Origin of the sequence: Chromobacterium vaccinii, assembly GCF_001855275.1 — a bacterium.
Lineage (GTDB): Bacteria > Pseudomonadota > Gammaproteobacteria > Burkholderiales > Chromobacteriaceae > Chromobacterium > Chromobacterium vaccinii.
Map to the genome: position 1 here is coordinate 4,352,781 of NZ_CP017707.1, position 21,872 is coordinate 4,374,652.

The window sequence follows — 21,872 nt, forward strand, 5'->3', positions numbered from 1 at the left end:
GTGTCCATATTCCCGCCACAGGTGCCCGACATGAACCCGCTCACCACCCGCTCCGAATTCTCCAATCTCGACCTGCGCGCGCACTGGATGCCGTTCAGCGCCAACCGCAATTTCCAGCGCGATCCGCGCATGATCGTCGCCGGCGAGGGCAATTACCTGATCGACGACCAGGGCCGCCGCATCTTCGACAGCCTGTCCGGCTTGTGGTGTTGCGGCGCCGGCCACAGCCGCAAGGAGATCGCCGAGGCGGCCTATCGCCAGTTGTCGACGCTGGACTATTCGCCGGGCTTCCAGTTTGGCCATCCGCTGTCGTTCCGGCTGGCCGAGCGGGTGGCGGCGATGGCGCCGGGCGAACTGAATCACGTGTTTTTCACCAACTCCGGCTCCGAGTGCGCGGACACCGCGGTGAAGATGGCGCGCGCCTACTGGCGGCTGAAGGGCCAGGCGTCCAAGACCAAATTGATCGGCCGCGCCCGCGGCTACCACGGCGTCAACATTGCCGGCACCAGCCTGGGCGGCATGAATGGCAACCGCAAATTGTTCGGCCCGCTGATGGACGCGGACCATCTGCCGCACACCCTGCTTCCGGCCAACGCCTTCAGCCGCGGCTTGCCCGAGCATGGCGCGGAGCTGGCGGACGATCTGCTGCGGCTGATCGAGCTGCACGACGCCTCCAATATCGCCGCGGTGATCGTGGAGCCGATGGCCGGCTCGGCCGGCGTCATCGTGCCGCCGCAGGGTTATCTGAAACGCCTGCGCGAAATTTGCAGCCAGCATGGCATCTTGCTGATCTTCGACGAGGTGATCACCGGCTTCGGCCGCACCGGGGCCTTGTTCGGCGCTGACTATTTCGGCGTGACGCCGGACATCATGAATCTGGCCAAGCAGCTGACCAACGGCGCGTTGCCGATGGGCGCGGTGGTGGCGACCAGCGAAATCTACGACGCCTTCATGGCGCAGAGCACGCCGGAGTACGCGGTGGAATTCGCCCACGGTTACACCTATTCCGCCCATCCGGTGGCCTGCGCGGCGGCGCTGGCGGCGCTGGACGTGCTGGAGAACGAAAACCTGGTGGCGCGCGCGGCGGAGCTGGCGCCGCATTTCGAGCGCGGCATCCACGGCCTGAAAGGCCTGCCGCAGGTGGCGGACATCCGCAACTGCGGCCTGGCCGGCGCGGTGCAGATCGCGCCGCGCGGCGGCGACGCCATCGTGCGGCCGTACGAGGCGGCGATGGCGCTGTGGCGCAAGGGCTTCTACGTCCGTTACGGCGGCGACGCGCTGCAGTTCGGCCCTCCGTTCACCACCACGCCGCAAGAGCTGGACAGCCTGTTCGACGCCGTCGGCGAGACGCTGTCCCAACTGGCCTGAACTGATTTCCCATCGATACCAGAGAACCTGAAATGACGACTTTGCAGCATTTGATCAACGGCGAGGCCTGCGACGGCGGCAGCCGCCGCGCGCCGGTTTTCAATCCGTCCACCGGCGAAGCCATCGCCGACGTTCAATTGGCGGACGCCGCCACCGTCGCGCAGGCGGTAGAGGCCGCGCAGGCGGCGTTTCCGGCCTGGCGCGACACCCCGCCGGCCAAGCGGGCGCAAGTATTGTTCCGCTTCAAACAGCTGTTGGAGCAGCATGAGGCCGAGATCGTGCCGCTGATCAGCCGCGAGCACGGCAAGACGCTGGAGGATGCCGCTGGGGAGCTGAAGCGCGGCATCGAGAACGTCGAATACGCCTGCGCCGCACCGGAGCTGCTGAAGGGCGAGTACAGCCGCAACGCCGGCCCCAATATCGACGCCTGGAGCGACTTCCAGCCGCTGGGCGTGGTGGCCGGCATCACGCCGTTCAACTTTCCGGCCATGGTGCCGCTGTGGATGTATCCGCTGGCCATCGCCTGCGGCAACACCTTTATCCTGAAACCGTCGGAACGCGACCCCAGCTCCACGCTGCTGATCGCCCGTCTGCTGCATGAAGCCGGCCTGCCCCGTGGCGTGCTCAACGTGGTGCACGGCGACAAGGAGGCGGTGGACGCGCTGCTGGCGGCGCCGGAAGTCAAGGCTGTCAGCTTCGTCGGCTCCACGCCCATCGCCGAATACATCTACGCCGAGGGCAGCCGCCGCGGCAAGCGGGTGCAGGCGCTGGGCGGGGCCAAGAACCATGCGGTGGTGCTGCCGGACGCCGATCTCGACAACACCGTCAACGCCTTGATGGGCGCGGCCTACGGCTCCTGCGGCGAGCGCTGCATGGCCATCTCGGTCGCCGTCTGCGTCGGCGATCAGGCGGCCGATGCGCTGATCGCCAAACTGACGCCGCAGATCAAGGCTTTGAGAGTGGGGCCGGGCACCTCGCCGGGCCTGGACATGGGCCCGCTGGTGACGCGCGCGCATCTGGACAAGGTCAGCGGCTATATCGCCGACGGCGTGGCGGCCGGCGCGGAGCTGGTGGTCGACGGCCGCGGCATTACGGTGCCGGGCCACGAGGGCGGCTTCTTCCTAGGCGGCTGCCTGTTCGACCGCGCGACGCCTCAGATGCGCATCTACCAGGAAGAGATCTTCGGACCAGTGCTGTGCGTGGTGCGGGTGGACAATCTGGAGGAGGCGATCGCGCTGATCAACGCCCACGAATACGGCAACGGCACCTGCATCTTCACCCGCGACGGCGAGGCGGCGCGGCTGTTCGCAGATACGGTGGAGGTGGGCATGGTGGGCATCAACGTGCCGCTGCCGGTGCCGGTGGCCTACCACAGCTTCGGCGGCTGGAAGCGGTCGCTGTTCGGTGACCTGCATGCTTACGGTCCGGACGGCGTGCGTTTCTATACCCGGCGCAAGGCGGTGACCCAGCGCTGGCCGCAGCGCGCCAGCCACGAGGCGTCGCAGTTCGCTTTCCCCAGTCTGTAAATCAGCCGCGACAGACGGGCCGCTCGCGAGGGCGGCCCGTTTCGCTGGCATAATGGCAATGTCCTGATCCTGTCTGCCCGCCATGAAACCGTCCGCTTCCGCAACCATCGTTTCTTCCACTTGGGTCATCCGCCGCCTGAGCGCGGCCGATATCGACGAGCGCTGGCTTGCCGATTTCCAGCGCTGGCAGGAGGTGACGCTGGTGTATCGCGGCGCCCCCGGCGACAGGCGCATCGCGGCCGAACCGTTCATCGACGACTGGTCGCCGGACGAGCGGCGGGCGCTGTGCCGCGAGCTGGCCGCGATGGCGGGTGCCGGGCGGGTGTGGGCAGCGATGGACGGCGAAAGCCTGGCCGGTTTCGCCGCCATTTCGCCGGAGCCGCTGGGGCCGGATGGCGAATATCGGCAGTTGAAGGAATTGCAGGTGGACGCCCGCTGGCGCGGCCGCGGGCTGGGGCGGGAGCTGATGGCCGCCTGCGTTGCCGGCGGCAGGGCCATGGGCGCGCGCCGGCTGTACATCTCCTCGCATTCGGCCATCGAGACGGTGTCGTTCTATGAGCGTTGCGGCTGCGCGCCGGCGTGCTGGCTGCATGGCCCCCAGATCGAACTGGAGCCATTCGACTGGCAGATGGAGTACGATCTGGCGCGCCAGTGAAATGTCATTGTGCTATCTTGCTTAAGCCAGCTTTCCCGCCGACAAGGAGCCAGCCATGCCCAATACGATACGTCTGCACCGCGTGCTGAGCGCGCCGCCGGCGCGTGTCTACCGCGCCTTCATCGATCCGCTGGCCCTGGCCAAATGGCTGCCGCCCGAGGGCTTCGTCTGCCGAGTGCTGGAACGCGATGTCCGCGTCGGCGGCAGCTACAAGATGGAATTCATCGTGTTCTCCAGCGGCCAAAAACATGCGTTCGGCGGCCGTTACCTGGAGCTGGTTCCGGGCGAGCGCATCCGTTACACCGACCGTTTCGACGATGCCAACCTGCCCGGCGAAATGACCACCACCATCACGCTGGCCCCGCTGTCCTGCGGTACCGATCTCGTCATCGTGCAGGATGGGATTCCGGACGCGATCCCGCCGGAAAACTGCTATCTGGGCTGGCAGCAGTCGCTGAAGCAGCTGGCGGCGCTGGTGGAGCCTGAGATACCGGGCTAGATCGGGAGGAATAAAAAAAGCCGGGCGCATGCCCGGCTTGGCTTTTGCGGGGAGCGTCCGCTCAGTTGGACAGCGCCCACGGATCGCCGGCGGTGGGCAGATTGCCCTGGCTCCACCATTTGGCGCAGTACTTCTTGCCCTGGTACAGCGCGCAGTCCTTGGCCGAATAGGCGGCGGTAGCCGACCATTGCTGCAGGCCGCCGCCCTGTTGCTGCCACACCGAGGCCTGGCCGGGCACGTCGCCCTGGGTCCACCACTGGGCTTTCCAGGTGGCGCCGGAGTAGGTGACGGTATTGCCGGTGTTGTAGACCTGGCCCGACGACCACGGCTGGCCGTTCACCGGACCGCCGCCACTGCCGTTGTCGCCGCCGCCGTAATTCGGATCCTGGGTGACGCCGCTGCCCCAATGGTCTTTGAAGCCTTTGAACACATTGGTGAAGGCGTAAGGCGTCTGCACGATGCCGGAGCATTGCGCGTCGACATAATGGCCGTTATTGGGGCAAGACTTGTCGCGGCTGATCGACCACATCGACAGCAGTCCGAAGCGATTGCTGTTGGCCATGCCGTACAGGTCCTTGGCGTTGTCCACGGTGAAGGTTTCCGGCTGGGTGTCGTTCAGGCCCGCCATGGGCGTGACGCCTACCTTTTGCCACAGCTGGGCGTCGGTCAGAGTCTGGCCGTGGGCCTTGTAAGCGGCGTCGATCTGTCCGTACAGCGCCTGGGCGGCCTGTTTGGCGGCGGCGCCCATGTTTGGATTGGACTGGCCGTAGTCCATCGCCATGATGTTGACGGTGTCCAGCGCCACGCCGTTGGCGAGCGCGGAGGCGAGCACGCGCTGGCCATCCTGGGTCAGGCCGAAGGGCATGGCCGGCAGGGTCAGCGATACATGCAGCGTCTTGCTTTTGGCCTTGTAATTCTTTTGCAGCGCGGCCACCACCGCGAAGTTGCGGTTGTTGGCGGCGGTGTCGGTTTGCGCGCCGCCTTCGATGTCGAAATCGATGCGGGACAGGTTGTAGGTATCCAGCACGGTCTGGTAGGCGGCCTGCAGGCTGGCGTTGGTGGTGCAGGCCTGCTGCAGCGGGGTGCCATTGGCTCCGCCGAAGGACACCATCACTTCGCCGCCCTTGCCGCGGAAATTATCGATGCCGTTGCGGATGGCGCTCAGCTGTTGATCGGAACCGCTGCCCGGAATGGCCAGCACGCCGCCCCAGGAGGGCGCGCAGCCGCCCTTGGCGACGACGAAGGCGAGGGTGAATTGCTGGATGCCTTGATTGATGCCCAGCTTGTCGATTTGGGGCGTCGGCCACAAGGTCATGTCCACATAGGGCGCGAAGGCGCCGGCCTGGGCGGCTGGACTGGCGATACCGGCCGCGGCGGCGGCTAGAGCGGAGAAGGCGGCAAACGTTTTCATCATGAGCGGACTCCCGGGCTGCGCAGCATTCTGATGCTTTGAATGGCTGGACATATTAAATGGTTTATAAAAACGCCAACATTTGTCAGCAATTTCTAAATATACCCAGATGGAGTAAAAACTCAATAGAAAATGGTCGCTCGCTTTTGATTTTGCGCAAAGGCATGGAATGGATGCCGCCAGCGGATGAATGCGCCTGGCGGGCCGCCGCGAGGTGGCGGCCTGAACGGCTTCAGTCCAACGGCCAGGGCATCGATTTCGGCAGCGGCGCGTCCGCTTCCGGCGCGATGGGTGCGGGCGGGGCCGCCACGCTGTCCACCTCGCGCCACCAGGGATGGGGGCGCTCGGCGTGAGCCGGCTCCACCGCTTGTCCCAGCCGCGGCATCATCAGCCGGACATTCTCTTTTTCGCCGCTGGCCAGCAGGGACTGGGCTGGCGCGTCCCAGGCGTGCATCGCCAGATTGAAGGTGCCCCAATGCACCGGCAGGAAGGCGCCGCCGCCCAGCAGGTCCAGCGCTTTCAACGCATTGTCCGGCCCCAGGTGGATGTCGCCCCAGGCGGGATGATGGGCGCCCACTTCCAGCATCACCAGATCGAAAGGACCCATCCGATCGCGGATTTCGGCGAATTGTCCGGACAGGCCGGTGTCGCCGCTGAAGAATACGGAATGCCGGTCGCTGCGGATGGACAGCGACGACCACAGCGTGGCGTTGCGGTCTTTCAAGCCGCGTCCGGAGAAGTGTTGCGAGGGCGTGGCGGTGACGGTCAGGTCGGATTCGGGATGACGATAGCTTTCCCACCAGTCCAGCTCGGTGATCCGCTCCGGCCGCACGCCGAAGGCTTCCAGGTGGGCGCCCACGCCCAGCGCGGTGACGAAGGGGACGTCGGTCTTGGCCAGCTCGCGGATGGTGGGGTAATCGAGATGGTCGTAGTGATCGTGCGATACCAGCACCAGATCCAGCGGCGGCAGCTGCTTCAGCTTGATCGGCACCGGCTGGAAGCGCTTGGGCCCGGCCAACCGGGTGGGGGAGGCGCGGGGGCCCCATACCGGGTCGGTCAGCAGGCGCAGGCCGTCGATTTCGATCAGCACGGTGGAATGTCCGAGCCAGGTGGCGCGCAGGCCGGACTGGGCTGGCTTGCGCCAGGCATCCAGCGGGTTGTCGGCCGGAAGCGGCGCGGAGGGCGCCCGGCGCTCGCCGCCGCACAGGAAGTCGCGCAGGGACGGCATGGTTGCCGACGGGTCGCGCAAGGCGGGATCGATAGGGTAGATGTTGCGGAAACCGCTGCCGGACCAAAGCGGCGACGCTTGCATTTTTTCCAGCCTGGGGCCGGACGCTTTCTTGCCGAGAGACTTCATCGAGATGCCTTCCTGTTCGTTGCCGACGCGGACGGGGCCGGCGGGCGGTCCATATTGATGGTAGCCGGCCGGGATTCCGGCGTGCCGCTTTCCCGCGGCAGGTCCTGACAAGATGGGCGCTGAGTGTCCGGATTCAAGGCGTCGTGCTTCCTTGCCACCCCATCCGGGTCTGCCTAGGATTAACTGTTCGCCAAGTGATCATTCTGTTTGACAGGGACAACACGCGGGCGGTCCAACCGCAGGCAAGGATAAGATGTGGGAACGCTGGAAGACATTTTGCTGCAATTGAGCCGGAGCGAGGGGCTGCCGGATTCGGCGGTGCTGGACATGGTGGCGGTGCAGAAAAGCCTGCATCCCCGCGCCAGCCTGCTGTACTGGGCGGTGGTCGATTATGGCTTGCCATCGACGGAAAGCCGACTGTTCGTGTTCGACACGCTGGAGGCCAGCGTGCAGCGTTTTCTGGTCGCGCATGGCCGCGGGCTGGATCCGCACGCCAACCTGCTGAGGGCTAGCGCTTTCTCCAATGAGCTGGACTCCGATTTATCCTGCCTGGGCGTGTGCCGCGCCTCCGAAACCTATTTCGGCAGCCAGGGCTTGTCGCTGTGGCTGGACGGCCTGGAGCGAAGCAATTCCAATATGCGGCGGCGCAATCTGGTGATGCACGGCTCCGCCCACGTCTCCCCGCAGTATGCGGCCGAGCATGGCGTCTTGTGGCGCTCCGACGGCAGCCTGGCGGTGGAGCCGCAATACAGCGTCGGCTTGATCAACATGCTGCAGGGCGGTTCCTACATCAACTGCATCCGCAGCGGGGGCTGAGGCGGCGCCGGACCGCGCGAGCGGCCCGGCGTTTCAGCGGGCTATGCCTTCAGCCGCGGCAACAACGCGGCGTTCAGCATTGGACGTGCAGATGGAAGGCGTGGTCGTTGGCCGTCCCGGTGGTATCGGCCGTCCGCACGAAGACGCCGTTTGGATTGCCGCTGCGCAAGGTCACGCTGATGAAGCCCAGCGCGGGGAAGGTCGGCGAGGGGTCGCCCAGGGTCGCGGTATACACGCACTTGGAGACGTCGCTCGGGAAAATCACCTCGAAGTAGCCGTAATTGCCGCCGAAGTTGTTGGAACTGGCGCCGGCCGGACCGACAGCCAGCGTGCCATCGGTGTTGACGATCACGCTGTAGGTTTTGGTGATGACGGTTGCGACTGCCGCGGTTGCGGCGGCACTCACGGCCCGGGAGGGGGGTTGGCTGGCCGCCAGCGCCGCGGTGGTCAAAAGACCGGCGGCCATGACGGCTGACGCGAGCAGCGCGTAGCGGGAAATGCGACGAGTATTCATGACTTTGCTCCTGAGTAGGTGTCGGATACATCAAGTTGTTATGGTTTGGGCAAGCCCGCTTCTGGCGCGGACCATGGCGATGGCGCTCGATGCGCAGCGATGCGATGGAGAGGGAATGGCAGGGCCATCAGATGGAGGCGGGACCGCAAGCGGCGGTCCGGAAACGCAGAGGCGGCGAAACGCGCGTCGGTCAGGAGCGCGATGCCGAATTGGTATTAAAAAGAAAATTATTTTATGTAATTGTTTTGATTGATACTGATGGAATAGCCGTCAATATAGAAGCCGAACTGGCGATTGCATCTGTTCTTAAGGACAGTTTTTTGAGTTGCGCAGGCCGGCGCGGAAGTTAATCGCCTAAGAACCGCTAACAAAACCTCGCGGAGAAACTGAGCCAAGGCCTGCCGACGCAGGCCGTACCAGTCGTACGACAAGGGGGCGCGGCGCAGGATCAGGAGTTTTGTTAACGGGTCTAAATGGGCGAGGGGAAGGCGGACTGAATGGGGACCGGGACGCATCGGCATGGCGGAGCGCCCCGGCGTGGATGGGGGAGGGCGGCGCTCAATACTCCCCGCTCATCGCCTGCTTGCTTTGGCAATGCACATAAGGCTGGCCGGTTCGCTTGCCGGGGAAGGGGTAGCCGGTGGGGCCTCCCACCGTGCGCAACAGCGCCACGCTGTAGTCGCCCTTGAGCCGGGCCTTTTTGATCGCCGCCTGGATCGCCGTTGCGTCGCCGTCCACGAACAGCGCCAGGAAGCCGCCATCGGTTTCGGAGAGCTTGACCGAGCGGATCGGCAGGCCGCCAAAGGCATAGCCGTCAGGCAAGGACAGCTCTTGGTCCCATACTGTGTTTTCCGGCTGGCGGGTCGCTTTGCCCAACAGGGAGGCGATGCCGTTTTCTCCGAAGTTCAGCCGCTGGCAATTGAGCTGCGCCGCCAGGCGCTTGTCCTTGGCCGCGACTTGGGTCTTTTTGGCGCCCGCCTGATACAGCCCATCGAAAGGCACATCGCCGAAGACGCCGGCGCAGCGTTCGGTCTTGAGTCGCAAGGCGGACGCCTGCGGGATGAGGGTCAGCGAGCAACGATCCTCGCGGTAGGTCCATTGCTTGCCATCCGTTGAAGCCAGCTTGCCTGCTCCCGATCCGGCATGCCGCGGCAGGGCGTTTCCTTTCTGCAGCGCTTCAAGCTCGAATCGGCCATCCGCCTGGATGGTGATGGCGCGCTCGAACTCGGCGTCGGAGCCGTCGTATTTGCCGGGGGCGGGATAGCCGGCGGCAGGGGCGCCGGTGTTGGCGTTGTCGCCCTGCAGCGCTTTATGGATGCCGTCCTTGATGATAGAGCCCAGGTTCAAGTTGAAGGTTTCCGCGCGCAGAGCCTGACTGGGCAACGCGATGGAGGCCAGGAGCAGGGTCAGACGGATGGATGTTGCTGTTTTCATGGAAGGTCCAAGGTTAGGGTGTGATCACGGACGGATATGCCAGCTATAAGGCTTTCACTCAAATAAATCAAGATATTGGTATCTTGTTTTGAGATGAAAAATGACATCATGGCTTTGGGCAGTCGGGCCGCATCACGGGATCCTTGGAGTCTAACGGCGGCGCCGACAGGCTATCGAAAGCTGATCGAGCAGCTTGGGATGATTGCAGCGACTTTACCCCATGAGTGTCGCTGCTTATGGGTAAAAATCGTAGGCTGCGGGGAACGGAGGACGTCAACATGGCAACTGGTGGATTGAGGGGTATCATGCGGACAGGTTTATGATGATGGTTTTTGGGGCGCGGCGCTTGGGTCCAATATTGGACGTCAGCAATATCAATTGATATACGGACCTGCGTGTTCGCATAAACCCTGTCGGGCCTATGTCAGGGCCTGCCAGTTCAGGAGACTACATGTTTGACCATGTCGTAATTGGAGTACGTGATTTTGCGGCGAGCAGGTCGTTTTTCATCCAGGCGCTCGAACCGCTGGGCGTCACCGTGGCGCATGATGGGCCGCTCGGCGTCGAGCTTTGCCGCCCTGATAGCCTTTCATCGTTGTGTATTCGTCGAGAACCCGAGGAGAGCCCGGCGCATCTCCACTTGGCGTTTACCGCTGATAATCGCCAGCAAGTAGAAGCCTTCTATCGCGCGGCCCTCGCGGCCGGCGCCATGGATAATGGCGCGCCCGGCTTGCGCGCCCAGTACCATGAAAATTACTACGCTGCCTTCGTTATCGGCCCAGACGGGCATAACATAGAAGCTGTGTGTCATGAGGCCGAGGCCTAATGATCCATTCAAGCCGGAGCCGCTTCGTGCTCCGGCTTAATTCAGGCATTGAATTGCAATGCTCGAACTCAACCATCCGTAGAGGAAGCTTGGCACCCAGCTTCTTCGCCAGCGCTAGTAGAAACACTAGCAGCCAGCTCGGCTGATCTTATGAATTGTCGAGCTTGCTCATGAGAAAAGCCCATCGCCAGTAAGAAAATGCCCCACGATCAAAAGATCGTAGGGCATTGTTATAATGCTACAGCGAAAGCGGAAAATCTTTAGTCGCAGCTTATGCTGCTCGCAACCGGAAGCTGCAGGTTCTGGCTTGCTGGGCTCAGCCGCAAGCCCCCACATGCCCGCAGGCGGTGCAGAACTCGCAGCCGTCCTTCTTGATCAGCGCGTGGTTGCCGCATTCGGGGCAGGCTTTGCCGGCCAGCGGCTTGAGCATGGCCGGGGCTTCCTGAGCGAACAGGTCGCTTTGCTCCGGCGCCATCACGCCCATTTCCTCCACCGGCACGCCTTCCTCGGTCAGCACGCCCAGCATCGCGTAGCGGTGGATGATCAGCCGCGCCAGATAGGCGACGGTGGACGGCCAGCTTTGCGATTTCTCCATGCCCGGGATGCGGGCGAAGAAGTCGCCTTGCGGCTCCGCGTAGTTCAGCAGCTTGCGCAGCTTCAGGCCGATCCAGGCCGGGTCTATCACCCGCATGTCGAGGGAGAGCATCTTGCACAGCCCGTCCAGTTCGCGCGGGTAGGCGCCGGCCAGCCACACCGAGTATGGGCGGCGCTGGCCGTTGGGCAGCACCAGCTCCTTGACGAACAGCACGAAGTCGTCGCCGGTTTGGGGGTTGACCACGTCCACCGACCAGCTCATGGTGCCGTCGCTGCCGGATTTGGGCTCCTTGCGGGCGAACAGCGCGTCCATCACCGGCGTGGCTTCGCCTTCCTCCAGCCGCAGCGCGCCCAGTTGCTCGACGCGGTGGAGCACCACCTGGCCCAGCGCGGCTGCGGCCGAGGTGGCGTGTATGGTCTTGTCGCCCAGCGTGAAGCGGTAGCGCTTGTCGCCGTTGGCGCGCGATAGCGCGTCCAGCTTGGCGGCCAGCCAGGCGCGGTCGCGGCAGCGCATGTCCATCGACAGCGTCTTGGCGATGGCGGACAGGCCGCGTTGCTCATCCGTCGCGTTGACCCAGCACTCGAAGGGCTGGGCGCGGCCGTTTTCCATGTGGCCGACCACCACGGCGAAATCGCCGGCGTCGCCTTCCACCATGAAGGTCCACGACGGGTTGCCTTCCTTCAGCTTGGGGCGGTTCGGCCACTTCAGGCTGGACAAGGCCGGGGTCGGGGCGGTGTTCAGCGTCACGCGGCGGTCCGGGTCGCTGGCGGCGCCGGACAGGTCTTCCGGCGCGGCGGCGGCGCTCTGGGCCGGCTCCACCGACAATACCGAACCCAGCACATTGTTGGGACGGTAGGTGGTGATGCCTTTGAGGCCCGCTCGCCAGGCTTCCAGATACAGGCTTTCGAAGTCCTCGAACGGGTAGTCGGCCGGCACGTTGACGGTCTTGGAGATGGCGGTGTCGACATAGGGCGCGACGGCGGCCACCATCCGCATGTGGTCCAGCGCGCTCATTTCCAGCGCGGAGACGAAGTAGTCTGGCAGCTTGGCGGTGTCGCCGCCCTGCATCCGCCACACGCGGTAGGCGTGGTCTTCCACCAGGTATTCCTGCTGCGAGTTGTCCGCCATCCGCTTCTTGCGGGTGTAGAACCACGAGAACGGCGGCTCGATGCCGTTGGACGCGTTGTCGGCGAAGGCCAGCGAGATGGTGCCGGTGGGGGCGATGGACAAGAGGTGGGAGTTGCGGATGCCGTGCTTGCGTATCCGGGCCTGGATCTTGGCTGGCAGCCGGCTGGCGCAGTGCGGCGCGGCCAGGTATTTCTCGGCGTCGAACAGCGGGAAGGCGCCTTTCTCTACGGCGAGGTCCACCGAGGCGTCGTAGGCGGCGTCGCGCATGCTCTCCGAGATGCGGGCGGCGAAGCGGCGGCCTTCCTCGCTGTCGTAGCGTATCTTCAGCATGATCAGCGCGTCGCCCAGGCCGGTGAAGCCGAGGCCGACGCGGCGCTTGTTCATCGCTTCGCGCTCCTGCTCAGGCAAGGGCCACACGGTCAGGTCCAGCACATTGTCCAGCATCCGGATCGATGTGCGCACCACTTTCTCGAACGATTTGAAGTCGAAGTGGGCCTTGTCGCCGAACGGCGCGCGCACGTGGCGGGTCAGGTTGACCGAGCCCAGGTCGCAGCAGCCGTAGTCGGGCAGCGGCTGCTCGCCGCAGGGGTTGGTGGACTCGATCACCTCGCAGTAGGACAGGTTGTTGTCCTGGTTGATGCGGGTCATGAACAGCACGCCGGGCTCGGCGTGGTCGTAAGTGGACTCCATGATCTGCCGCCACAGCTCGCGGGCGCGCACGGTGCGGTACACCCACAGGCCGTCTTCGCGGCGGAAGCTGTCGGGGAAGGCGTCGGACATCGGCTCCACCGCGTGGGTGAGCTGCCAGTCCGCGTCGGCCTCCACCGCGCGCATGAAGTCGTCGGACACGCCGACCGAGATGTTGAAGTTCCGCAGATCGCCCTGGTCCTTGGCGTGGATGAAGTCCTCCACGTCCGGATGACTGACGTCCAGCACGCCCATCTGCGCGCCGCGGCGCGCGCCGGCTGACTCCACTGTCTCGCAGCTGCGGTCGAACACGCGCATGTAGGAGACGGGGCCGGAAGCGCGGCTGTTGGTGCCCTTGACCCGGGCGCCGCGCGGGCGGATGCGGGAGAAGTTGTAGCCGACGCCGCCGCCGCGGCGCATGGTTTCCGCCGCCTGCAGCAATGCCTGGTAGATGCCGACCTTGCCGTTCTCGGTTTCGGAGACCGAGTCGCCCACCGGCTGGACGAAGCAGTTGATCAGGGTGGCCCTGAGGTCGGTGCCGGCGGCGGAGTTGATGCGGCCGCCGGGGATGAATCCGTGATCGAGCGCCTCGAAGAACAGCGGCTCGAAACGCGCCGGGTCCTGTTCCCGCTCGGCCAGCGCGCGCGCGACGCGGTGGCGGACTTCGCTGACGCTTTGTTCGCCGTTCTTGGCGTATTTCTCCAGCAACACCTCGCGGGAGATGTCTTGTTCCGCCATGGCGGCGATGTTTTCCTGCTGCATGGAACGCTCATCCTTCTGAAACGGTGTTCAACGACGATGGCATGGCCGGCTGCGCATGAAAAACGGCGTAGCACACTATATGTTGTTACGCCGTTATGGGGTGAAACGCAAGCTGTTGTGTTCCGGCGCCGTTTCCGATTGTACTCCGGACACGGCGCCGGCGGGTTATTTCGCGCTGATTTTCACTGCTAGCTCCACGCCGTCGCGGTTGGCCGAGGTCTTCTTCGGCTCATCCAGCGCGATGCGGTCCGCCAGTTCCGGCTGATGCCGCAGCATCACCTTGCGGGCGTTGTCGCCGCGCAACTTGGCCAGTTTGACCAGGTCGGCCGCGCCGACCTTCTCCGCCGCCAGCATTTCGTCGCGCAGCAGCTTGGCCAGCGCTTCGCCGGACGGGCCGCCCGGCTTCAGCGTGTGGCCCAGCAGCTTCAGCCGGCCGATGCGCTGGCCATAGACCGACTTGATCGCCGATTGGGTCTGCGCGTCTTTCAGGTCCAGCGTGGTCAGCGGTTCGTCGTCCATCGGCGGGTGGCCGGCGGCGGCCAGCACCGCGGCGTCGACGCGCGCGCGCGCTAGCTGCTTGGCGTCCTCGTCGGCGTAGCCGCCGGCGATGGCCAGCTGCATTTTCGGCCGCTTGGCCATCAGCGCCGCCACCTTGTCCAGTTTCTCGCGCTCGGGCGGGCTGACGTGGGCTTCGCCGGCGACGAAGCGGATGTCGTCGAAGCCGTCGCCGCCCAGCAGCGCGCCCAGCGCGCGGAACGGCGCGGTGACCACCTTGGTGACCACGTTGACGATGGCTTTCCATACCAGCTGGCCGTAGCTGAATTGCGGATCGTCCAGGCTGCCGGCCACCGGCAGGTCCAGGTCGATGCGGCCGTCGCTGTCTTCCAGCAGCGCCACCGCCAGCTTCAGCGGCAGGTGAGGCGACTTGTCGCCCTTCAGCTCGTCGCCCAGCTGGATGGAGTCGATCACGATGCGGTTTTCGCCCTTCAGCTGGCGATGGTCCAGCAGGTAGCGCAGCTCCAGCGACAGCTTGCCGTCCTTCACCTGCCAGCCGGCGAAGTTCATCGAGTACGGATTCAGGTTGTTCAGCGCCAGATTGTGGAAGTCCAGCAGGATGTCGGTGCTGTCGGTGGGCGACATCGGCGACAGCGCGCCGCGCACCTTGACCTCGCCGTACTGGTCCACCGCGCCGTCCAGCGTGATGCGGCCGCGGCCGCCGGCGCGGGTGGACAGGTTCTGGATGCTGCCGCGCAGGTGATGCATGCGGGTGGCGAAGTCGGGCGTCATGCCGTGGTCGGCGAATTCCACCGCGCCGTTCTGCACGTGGATGCTGTGCACGTCCACTTGCGGCAGCGGCCCGCTTTTGCCGCTGGACGGCTTGGCCGGCCGCTTGGCGAAGATCTTCTGCCAGTTCAGGCTGCGCTGAGGGTCCAGGATCAGGCGGGCGCGGGGCTGGTCCAGGCGCACGTCGTTGATGGAAACCTTCAGCGGCATGCCTTGCGCCTGCAATTGGCTGAGCGAGAGCGTGTTCCAGCCCAGCAGCGGCAGCGGCTCGCCGGGTTCCTGCAATGCCATCTTCGCCACTTTCAGCTGGCCGCCCAGGCTCCAGCGGCTGGCGGAAGCGGCATTGAGCTTGAGGTCGGCGCTGAGCGCGCCGCCGGACAGCTTCAGCGGGGTGCCGGCCAGCGCGTACGGCGCCAGCGGTGCGACCGGCAGCGCGTCCAACCGTATCGAGCCGCGGGCGGAAGGCGAGGCGGCGTCGATGTCCAGCTTGGCGGCGAGCTTGCCGGCGCCGGCGCGGCCGGAGAGGTCCAGCGCCAGCTGGTCGCCGCTCTTCAGCTCCAGCGTGCCGCCCAGCTGCTTCAGGCTGTATTCCAGAGGTTTGCCCAGGCTGAGATCGCGCCAGCCGACCGCGCCGTTTTCCAGCGCCACCGCCGGATAGGCCAGCTTCCAGCCCGGACCTGCGTCTCCGGGCGCGCGCGGCGCGGCGGGACGCGGGCGCTGGGCCAGCAGCTGCTGCAGTTGCAGCTGGCCGTTGCGTTCCCGTTGCAAGGAGACTTGCAGGCCGTCCAGCGAGATGCCGCCGGGCTGGATGTTGCGCCGCTTCAGGTCGATCAGCGTCGGCTCCAGCTCGGCCTTGTCCAGGCTGAGCCAGGGCATGCCGCCGGCGGCGGCGAGCTTGAGATCGGCGAGGGATAGTCCGGCTTCATCCAGCCTCAGGCCGTGGTCGGGATCCAGCGACAGCTTGCCTTGCAGCCGCGGCACCGCGGTTTCCAGCAGCATGGGCCGGACAAAGGTCTGGTCGCGCCAGGCGGCGTGCCAGTCGTTGAAGCGCAGATTGTCTATTTTGACGATCCACGGCGAAGGTTTGGCGGGCTTGGCCGTTTTGTCTTCCGGTTTGGCCGGCGGCAGCGCGCGCAGCCAGTCCAGTTGGCCGGCCGCGTCGCGGCTGGCGGCTAGCCGGCCGTGGTTCAGTTCCACCTTGGCCACGGTCAGCAGCGAGCGAGACAAATCCAGCGCGCCGCCGTCCACGCGCAGCTCGGGCAGATCCAGCATGCCGTCGCCGGCGGGCGCGCGCAGCTTCAGGCCTTTCAGGTTGGCGCTCAGCGAGGAGATAGTCAGATCGGGCGAGGCACCGCTCATGTCGAACTGGTAGCGGGCATTGACCGACAGCTCGCCTTCAGGCTTGGCCGTGGCGAAGTGGGGGCGGACATAGTCCCAGACCGATGCCAGCGGCAGGCCCTGCATCCGGGCCTCGCCGCTGGATTGCAGCGGCTGCAGCCGCATGCTGCCCTGCCAGTCGAAGCGGCCGCCGCCTTCCATCTCGGCGTGCAGCGTGTAGCGGCCGTTTTCTTCCAGCGTGGTCAGGTCGTTCAGGCTGAGATTGATCGGCATCAGGCGGAAGTTGCCATGCGGGCCGGCCAGGTGGTCGCTGATGCGGATCTGGCCGTTGCGCAGATTGATCGCGTCCAGTTTGAGGCGCGGCAACTTTTCCGGCGCGGTGCCGTCTTCCAGCTTGGGCGGGCCGGAAACGTCGGCGACGAAGCGGGCCCAGTTCCACATGCCGTCCTGGTCGCGCTCCAGCCATAGCTCAGGGCTGTCCAGCAGGAATTCGCTGGCTTGCCAGCGGCCCATCAGCACTGCGTACAGGGCGGCGTTCAGGTAAATGCGGCGGGCTTGGAACAAGGGTTTGCCGTCGCCCTCGCGCAGCGCCACGCCGTCCAGCGTCAGCTCCATGCTCCACGGCACGATGCGGACTTCGGCGATGGCCAGCTGGCGGCCATGTTTGCGCGCCCAGTCGGCGGCGGCTTTTTGCAGCAAATGAGGCGCAATCAGGCCGAGAAAGGCCCAGAAGGCCAGCACCAGCGCGCAGGCGGCGGCGAGCCAGCGCAGCCAGCGGCGGGGTCGGCGGGGAGGAGGAGCGAGGGGGGCGGCGTCTGCCTGAACGTGGGTATCCATATCGCTTAATTCTAATGCACTTTGACGCTGCCGTCCTGTTGCGTTGTTTGTCCTATTGTTGACTAAAAATGACGACGCGGGTCCGCAGCCCGTTGCCGGCGGGGGAGAACGCTGGCTAGGATGGACGAAGCGTTGAAAATATTGAACGCGATTTTGCCAAATCTTTATCACGAAAGGACGATGATCTTGCAGCAAAACCACCGGTCAAGCCGGCCAGGCAATTTCCCTCGCACCGCGGCCGAGAGGCCGCTGCTAGCGGACCGCAGCCTGTTTCTATTGCAGGCCGCGCGCCGCCACACCCTGACCCATCATGCCCGGAGGCTGGGAAGCTCGGGCAAACACAGCTGACAGAGGATTTATGGATAGTGCCCATCTGATCAATCAATGGCTCGACGAACATCATATCACCGAGGTGGAGTGTCTGATTCCGGACATGACCGGCCTCGCCCGCGGCAAGATCGTGCCGCGCCACAAATACGACCCGGCCGTGGGCTTGCGCCTGCCGGAAGCGGTGCTGTCGATGACCGTGACCGGCGACTACCCCGATCGCGACTTCACCTCCGTCGCCGACCCCGACATGAAGCTGCTGCCAGACCTCAGCACGCTGCGCCCGGTGCCCTGGAACAAGGAGCCCACCGCGCAGATCATCCACGATTGCTACAGCTTCGGCGGCGAGGCGGTGGATCTGGCGCCGCGCAATGTGCTCAAACGCATCCTGAAGCTGTACGAGGACCAGGGCTGGAAGCCGGTGATCGCGCCGGAGATGGAGTTCTACCTGGTGGAAATCCAGCCTGACGAGGACCTGCCGCTGCGGCCGCCGGTGGGACGCACCCGCCGCACCGAGGCGGGGATGCAAAGCTTTTCCATCGACGCGGTCAACGAATACGACGACATCTTCGACGTGATGTACGACTGGTGCGAGGCGCAGGGCCTGGCGCTGGACACGCTGATCCATGAAATGGGCACGGCGCAGATGGAGATCAACCTGGATCACGGCGATCCGCTGCAGCTGGCCGATCAGGTGTTCCTGTTCAAGCGCACCGTGCGCGAGGTGGCGATCCGCAACAATATGTACGCCACCTTCATGGCCAAGCCGATGCAGGGCCAGCCCGGCAGCGCGATGCACATGCACCAGAGCGTGGTGGACATCGCCAGCGGGCGCAATATCTTCAGTCTGGCCGACGGCCAGCCGTCTCCGGCCTTCCTGCATTTCATCGGCGGCCTGCAGCGCTACCTGCCGGCGGCGATGCCGTTCTTCGCGCCCTACGTCAATTCCTACCGCCGCCTCAGCCGCTACACCTCGGCGCCGATCAATCTCAGCTGGGGCTACGACAACCGCACCTGCGGCCTGAGGGTGCCGCACTCCGATCCGGAGGCGAGGCGGGTGGAGAACCGGCTGGCCGGGGTGGACGTCAATCCCTACCTGGCGATGGCTGCCAGCCTGGCCTGCGGCTACCTGGGCATGCGCGACAGGATCGATCCGTCCGAGCCGCTGTCCGGCAGCGCCTACGAGCAGCCGCACCAGCTGCCGCGCCATCTGGACGACGCCATCGACATGCTGCTGCGCTGCCAGCCGCTGGCCGAGCTGTTCGGCGGACACTTCGTGGAAACCTACGCGGCGATCAAGGAGGCGGAGTACCGCGAGTATTTTGACGTGATCAGCCCGTGGGAGCGCCGCTTCCTGTTGCTGCACGTGTGAGGCGAGGGGCGGGCGCGGGCCCGCCCCGGAATCAGGCGTCCTCGCCGGCCAGAACCGAGGCCAGCATCGCCACGCCGTTGTGCTGCTGCAGCGGATCGTAGAAGCTGAAGTTGAGCCGCATCGCATTCAGCCGCGGCTGGCTGTCGCGGAAGAACAGCGGCGCCGGCGCGAAGTGGATGCCCTGTTGCATCGCGGCCGGCAGGCGGGCGCGGCAGTCGCTTCCTTCCGGCAATTCCAGCCACAGGAAGTAGCCGCCCTGGGGCGTGATCTGGCGGGTGCCGGCCGGCAGCTGGACCGACAGCTGCTGGCTCAGCGCCAGCCAGTTGGCCTGCAGCCGGCTGCGCAGCAGGCTGAGCATGTCCTCGTGCTGGCCGCCGGACAGCAGCCGGGCCAGCGCCATCTGGCTGGGCAGCGGCGTGGACAGCGAGCTGCACAGCTTCAGGCCCAGGATGCTGTCGCGGTAGCGGCCGGCGGCGATCCAGCCGACGCGGTAGCCGGGCGCCAGCGATTTGCTGAACGAAGAACAGTACAGCACGCTGCCTTTCTGGTCGTAGGCCTTCAGCGGCAAGGGCGCGCTTTCGCCGAAATACAGCTCGCGGTAGGTGTCGTCCTCGATGATGGGCAGGCGGTGGCGGTCGGCCAGCGCCAGCAGCGCGGCCTTGTCGTTGTCGCTCATCGTCAGGCCGGTGGGATGCTGGAAGTTGGCCATCGCCAGGATGCCGGCCGGCTGATGCTGGAGGATCAGCTGCTCCAGCCTTTCCTGGTCCAGCGGCTGGCCGGGGGGCGTGGCCAGGGTGTGCACGGTGATGCCCAGCTGGTCCAGCTGGTCGAACAGCGCCGGGAAGGCCGGGGTCAGCACCAGCATCGCCTGGCTGCCGGACAGCTTGGTCACCGCGCGTATCGCCAGGCTCAGCGCTTCCATGCCGCCGCAGGTGACCAGCAGCTCGTCGCCGTCCAGCTCCACGCCCTGGGCCAGGTAGCGCAGCGTCAGTTCGCGGCGCAGGCCTTCGTAGCCGGTGCTGGCGTTGCCGGACAGCGCGTAGCGGTAGTCGCGCAGCGCGCGGGTGAGGGCGCGGTTCAGCGGCGTGGTGTTGATCAGCGCCGGGTTCATGTAGGGGCAGCCCCAGGGCATGGGCAGCGCGCTGGTCAGGTGCTCGATGCGGATGCCGCTGCCGTCGCTGTTCAGCGGCAGATTGCTGGGCAATGCGCTACTGCGCGCCAGCACGCGGAAGCCGGAGCGCGGCAGCGACTCGATCAGCCCCAGTTTTTCCAGCTCGGCGTAGGCGCGCTGCGCGGTGGTGATGCTGATCTTGTGGTCCTGGCATACCTTGCGCAGCGAGGGCATTCGGTCGCCGGCGCGCAGATGGCCCTGTTCTATCGCATGGCGGAAGCGTTGGCTTAATTGGCCGGTTTTGTTCATATATTGTTTTCCTGAGCCGGCTTACTCGCCGATGAAGCTGGATTTTTCCCTTATGGAAACGTCATCGTTGAGCGAGCGTATCACGAAGTGGATGCGATGCGAGCCGCGCGGCGCGCTTTCCGGCTCGACCTGGACCCGAACCGGCACGGTCTCGGTCTGGGCGGGATCCACCTCGATCACCTGGCCGGGCTTCTCCATCCGGATGCCGGGCAGGCCCTCCACCGTCACCACGTAGCGTTGAGCCTGCTCGGTGGTGTTGATCACCCGCAGGCTGTAGCGGTTTTGCAGCAGGCCGTCGTCGGACTGCTCCACCAGGCTGGCGCGGTCGCGCAGCACGTCCACCTTGAACGGTTTCTTCAGCACCAGCGCGGTGGTGGACAGGGTGATGATGCCGGCCAGCAGGCAGGAATAGATGACGATGCGCGGCCGGTGGAAGGACGGGCCGCTCTTCGCCGGTTTGCCCTGCAGCGCCTCGGCGCTGGTGTAGCGGATCAGCCCGCGCGGCGATTTCAGCTTGTCCATCACCTGGTCGCAGGCGTCGATACAGGCGGCGCAGCCTATGCATTCGTATTGCAGGCCGTTGCGGATGTCGATGCCGGTGGGACAGACCTGCACGCAGATGCCGCAGTCTACGCAGCCCTTGGTCTGCGCCTCGCTCTTGGCCTGGGTCTTGCCGCGCGGCTCGCCGCGCTTGGCGTCGTAGGAGATGACCAGGGTGTGGTCGTCGAACATCGAGCCTTGGAAGCGGGCATACGGGCACATGTGCAGGCAGACCTTCTCGCGCAGCACGCCGGCCATCAGCCAGGTGAAGCCGCCGTAGAACAGCGTCCAGAACAGGTCCCACGGGCCCATCTGCAGCGTGGCCAGCTCGCGCATCGGCGTGAAGTAGCCGACGAAGGTCAGGCCGGTCCACAAGGAAAACGCGGCCATGACCGCTTGCGTCGAGCCTTTCTTGGCGAGCTTGCCGACGCTCATCGGCGACGCGTCCAGCTTGCGGCGGGCGTTGTGGTCGCCCTGGATCGCCCTTTCTATCCAGATCATGATCTGGGTGTACACCGTTTGCGGGCAGCTGTAGCCGCACCACAGCCGGCCGGCCAGCGTGGTCCACAGGAACAGCCCAAGCGCCGACACCACCAGCAGCGCCGCCAGATAGATGAAGTCTTGCGGCCACAGGCTGATGCCGAAAATCAGGAAATGATGCTCCGCCAGATTGAAATGCACCGCCTGGCGGCCGTTCCACTGCAGCCAGGGCATGCCGAAGAACGCCAGTTGCGTCAGCACCACCATGCCTACGCGGACATTGTTGAAGCGGCCGCTGGTGAGCCGGGGATGGATCTTGATGGGGATGGGTTTGATTTCAGGCTTGGACATGGCTGCCACCACGCGATGAAGATGGCTATTTTTACTGCTGAGGATCAGTACAAACAATGAACAGGCAATGATGAAAATATCAGTACAGATCCCGCTGTATATTTACAGGAATGGATAGCGTATTGGCATAATCGTCAATGGACGCAAGCTCAGGGCTTCCTGCGAAGAGAGATGTCGCATACAGATTATCCGGAAGGGGGTATCGATGGATGCCAATATGGCCGCGGCGTTCGCGGTGTATCTGGTCGGAACGGCCAGCCCGGGCCCAGCAATCTGGCCATCATGGGCGTGGCGATGGAGCAGGTGAGGAGCCGGGCCCTGTCACTGGCGGCGGGCGTGGCGCTC

At 65.2% G+C, this 21,872-nt stretch carries 16 protein-coding genes; 8 read left to right on the forward strand and 8 right to left on the reverse strand.

Features of this window, described 5'->3' with window-relative positions; all coding sequences use genetic code 11:
• Positions 1 to 30: 30 nt before the first annotated feature.
• The 4 genes from aptA to BKX93_RS20220 all read left to right on the forward strand — a co-directional run bounded on the left by aptA (position 31) and on the right by BKX93_RS20220 (position 4,048).
• On the forward strand, positions 31 to 1,368 hold the full coding sequence (gene aptA, locus BKX93_RS20205) for an omega-aminotransferase AptA (RefSeq protein WP_046157242.1): 1,338 nt from the start codon (positions 31 to 33) through the stop codon (positions 1,366 to 1,368).
• Positions 1,369 to 1,400: 32 nt separating this feature from the next.
• Complete coding sequence (locus BKX93_RS20210) at positions 1,401 to 2,894, forward strand: CoA-acylating methylmalonate-semialdehyde dehydrogenase (RefSeq protein WP_070981077.1); 1,494 nt, start codon at positions 1,401 to 1,403, stop codon at positions 2,892 to 2,894.
• Positions 2,895 to 2,976: 82 nt separating this feature from the next.
• Entirely contained in the window at positions 2,977 to 3,549 is a 573-nt protein-coding gene (locus BKX93_RS20215; protein WP_083340614.1) for a GNAT family N-acetyltransferase, read from the forward strand.
• Positions 3,550 to 3,604: 55 nt separating this feature from the next.
• Positions 3,605 to 4,048, forward strand: a complete 444-nt coding sequence (locus tag BKX93_RS20220) for an SRPBCC family protein (protein WP_046157240.1) — start codon at positions 3,605 to 3,607, stop codon at positions 4,046 to 4,048.
• Positions 4,049 to 4,109: 61 nt separating this feature from the next.
• Here the strand turns inward: BKX93_RS20220 and BKX93_RS20225 are convergent, their stop codons facing one another.
• Both BKX93_RS20225 and BKX93_RS20230 read right to left on the reverse strand, forming a co-directional pair.
• Complete coding sequence (locus BKX93_RS20225; protein WP_070981079.1) at positions 4,110 to 5,462, reverse strand: chitinase; 1,353 nt, start codon at positions 5,460 to 5,462, stop codon at positions 4,110 to 4,112.
• 229 nt (positions 5,463 to 5,691) lie between these two features.
• Positions 5,692 to 6,816, reverse strand: coding sequence for an MBL fold metallo-hydrolase (locus tag BKX93_RS20230; RefSeq protein ID WP_046168786.1), 1,125 nt, complete (start codon positions 6,814 to 6,816; stop codon positions 5,692 to 5,694).
• Between the two features lie 255 nt (positions 6,817 to 7,071).
• Between BKX93_RS20230 and BKX93_RS20235 the strand changes: the two genes are divergently transcribed.
• Positions 7,072 to 7,632, forward strand: coding sequence for a murein L,D-transpeptidase catalytic domain-containing protein (locus BKX93_RS20235; RefSeq protein WP_052717705.1), 561 nt, complete (start codon positions 7,072 to 7,074; stop codon positions 7,630 to 7,632).
• 73 nt (positions 7,633 to 7,705) lie between these two features.
• Here BKX93_RS20235 and BKX93_RS20240 read toward each other — a convergent pair whose 3' ends face one another.
• On the reverse strand, positions 7,706 to 8,146 hold the full coding sequence (locus tag BKX93_RS20240) for a hypothetical protein (protein WP_052717704.1): 441 nt from the start codon (positions 8,144 to 8,146) through the stop codon (positions 7,706 to 7,708).
• A gap of 89 nt (positions 8,147 to 8,235) precedes the next feature.
• Between BKX93_RS20240 and BKX93_RS24900 the strand changes: the two genes are divergently transcribed.
• Positions 8,236 to 8,496, forward strand: coding sequence for a hypothetical protein (locus BKX93_RS24900; protein WP_144408927.1), 261 nt, complete (start codon positions 8,236 to 8,238; stop codon positions 8,494 to 8,496).
• Positions 8,497 to 8,704: 208 nt separating this feature from the next.
• Here the strand turns inward: BKX93_RS24900 and BKX93_RS20245 are convergent, their stop codons facing one another.
• Positions 8,705 to 9,580: a hypothetical protein gene (locus BKX93_RS20245; protein ID WP_070981080.1), complete on the reverse strand. Its 876-nt coding sequence runs from the start codon at positions 9,578 to 9,580 to the stop codon at positions 8,705 to 8,707.
• A 451-nt stretch (positions 9,581 to 10,031) separates the two neighbouring features.
• Between BKX93_RS20245 and BKX93_RS20250 the strand changes: the two genes are divergently transcribed.
• The gene (locus tag BKX93_RS20250; RefSeq protein WP_070981082.1) at positions 10,032 to 10,406 is read left to right on the forward strand and encodes a VOC family protein; all 375 of its coding nucleotides are present in this window, start codon (positions 10,032 to 10,034) and stop codon (positions 10,404 to 10,406) included.
• Between the two features lie 316 nt (positions 10,407 to 10,722).
• Here BKX93_RS20250 and BKX93_RS20255 read toward each other — a convergent pair whose 3' ends face one another.
• Both BKX93_RS20255 and BKX93_RS20260 read right to left on the reverse strand, forming a co-directional pair.
• Positions 10,723 to 13,578 carry an adenosylcobalamin-dependent ribonucleoside-diphosphate reductase gene (locus BKX93_RS20255; RefSeq protein ID WP_070981083.1) on the reverse strand — a complete coding sequence of 952 codons (2,856 nt, stop codon included), beginning with the start codon at positions 13,576 to 13,578 and terminating at the stop codon, positions 10,723 to 10,725.
• 165 nt (positions 13,579 to 13,743) lie between these two features.
• Positions 13,744 to 17,037 (reverse strand): DUF748 domain-containing protein, encoded by a 3,294-nt coding sequence (locus BKX93_RS20260; protein ID WP_070981085.1) that lies wholly within the window; start codon positions 17,035 to 17,037, stop codon positions 13,744 to 13,746.
• A gap of 358 nt (positions 17,038 to 17,395) precedes the next feature.
• Between BKX93_RS20260 and BKX93_RS20265 the strand changes: the two genes are divergently transcribed.
• Positions 17,396 to 18,736, forward strand: a complete 1,341-nt coding sequence (locus tag BKX93_RS20265; protein ID WP_046157234.1) for a glutamine synthetase family protein — start codon at positions 17,396 to 17,398, stop codon at positions 18,734 to 18,736.
• Between the two features lie 31 nt (positions 18,737 to 18,767).
• Here BKX93_RS20265 and BKX93_RS20270 read toward each other — a convergent pair whose 3' ends face one another.
• Positions 18,768 to 20,156, reverse strand: coding sequence for an aminotransferase-like domain-containing protein (locus BKX93_RS20270; protein ID WP_046168720.1), 1,389 nt, complete (start codon positions 20,154 to 20,156; stop codon positions 18,768 to 18,770).
• Positions 20,157 to 20,177: 21 nt separating this feature from the next.
• Positions 20,178 to 21,527, reverse strand: a complete 1,350-nt coding sequence (ccoG, locus tag BKX93_RS20275; RefSeq protein WP_046168719.1) for a cytochrome c oxidase accessory protein CcoG — start codon at positions 21,525 to 21,527, stop codon at positions 20,178 to 20,180.
• Positions 21,528 to 21,872 lie beyond the last annotated feature (345 nt).

What these genes read in the sequence shown, in the direction of transcription:
- aptA (WP_046157242.1), top strand. Translation starts at nt 31, where the DNA reads ATGAACCCGCTCACCACCCGCTCCGAATTCTCCAATCTCGACCTGCGC.
- BKX93_RS20210 (WP_070981077.1), top strand. Translation starts at nt 1,401, where the DNA reads ATGACGACTTTGCAGCATTTGATCAACGGCGAGGCCTGCGACGGCGGC.
- BKX93_RS20215 (WP_083340614.1), top strand. Translation starts at nt 2,977, where the DNA reads ATGAAACCGTCCGCTTCCGCAACCATCGTTTCTTCCACTTGGGTCATC.
- BKX93_RS20220 (WP_046157240.1), top strand. Translation starts at nt 3,605, where the DNA reads ATGCCCAATACGATACGTCTGCACCGCGTGCTGAGCGCGCCGCCGGCG.
- BKX93_RS20225 (WP_070981079.1), bottom strand. Translation starts at nt 5,462, where the DNA reads ATGATGAAAACGTTTGCCGCCTTCTCCGCTCTAGCCGCCGCCGCGGCC.
- BKX93_RS20230 (WP_046168786.1), bottom strand. Translation starts at nt 6,816, where the DNA reads ATGAAGTCTCTCGGCAAGAAAGCGTCCGGCCCCAGGCTGGAAAAAATG.
- BKX93_RS20240 (WP_052717704.1), bottom strand. Translation starts at nt 8,146, where the DNA reads ATGAATACTCGTCGCATTTCCCGCTACGCGCTGCTCGCGTCAGCCGTC.
- BKX93_RS24900 (WP_144408927.1), top strand. Translation starts at nt 8,236, where the DNA reads ATGCGCAGCGATGCGATGGAGAGGGAATGGCAGGGCCATCAGATGGAG.
- BKX93_RS20245 (WP_070981080.1), bottom strand. Translation starts at nt 9,580, where the DNA reads ATGAAAACAGCAACATCCATCCGTCTGACCCTGCTCCTGGCCTCCATC.
- BKX93_RS20250 (WP_070981082.1), top strand. Translation starts at nt 10,032, where the DNA reads ATGTTTGACCATGTCGTAATTGGAGTACGTGATTTTGCGGCGAGCAGG.
- BKX93_RS20255 (WP_070981083.1), bottom strand. Translation starts at nt 13,578, where the DNA reads ATGCAGCAGGAAAACATCGCCGCCATGGCGGAACAAGACATCTCCCGC.
- BKX93_RS20260 (WP_070981085.1), bottom strand. Translation starts at nt 17,037, where the DNA reads ATGGATACCCACGTTCAGGCAGACGCCGCCCCCCTCGCTCCTCCTCCC.
- BKX93_RS20265 (WP_046157234.1), top strand. Translation starts at nt 17,396, where the DNA reads ATGGATAGTGCCCATCTGATCAATCAATGGCTCGACGAACATCATATC.
- BKX93_RS20270 (WP_046168720.1), bottom strand. Translation starts at nt 20,156, where the DNA reads ATGAACAAAACCGGCCAATTAAGCCAACGCTTCCGCCATGCGATAGAA.
- ccoG (WP_046168719.1), bottom strand. Translation starts at nt 21,527, where the DNA reads ATGTCCAAGCCTGAAATCAAACCCATCCCCATCAAGATCCATCCCCGG.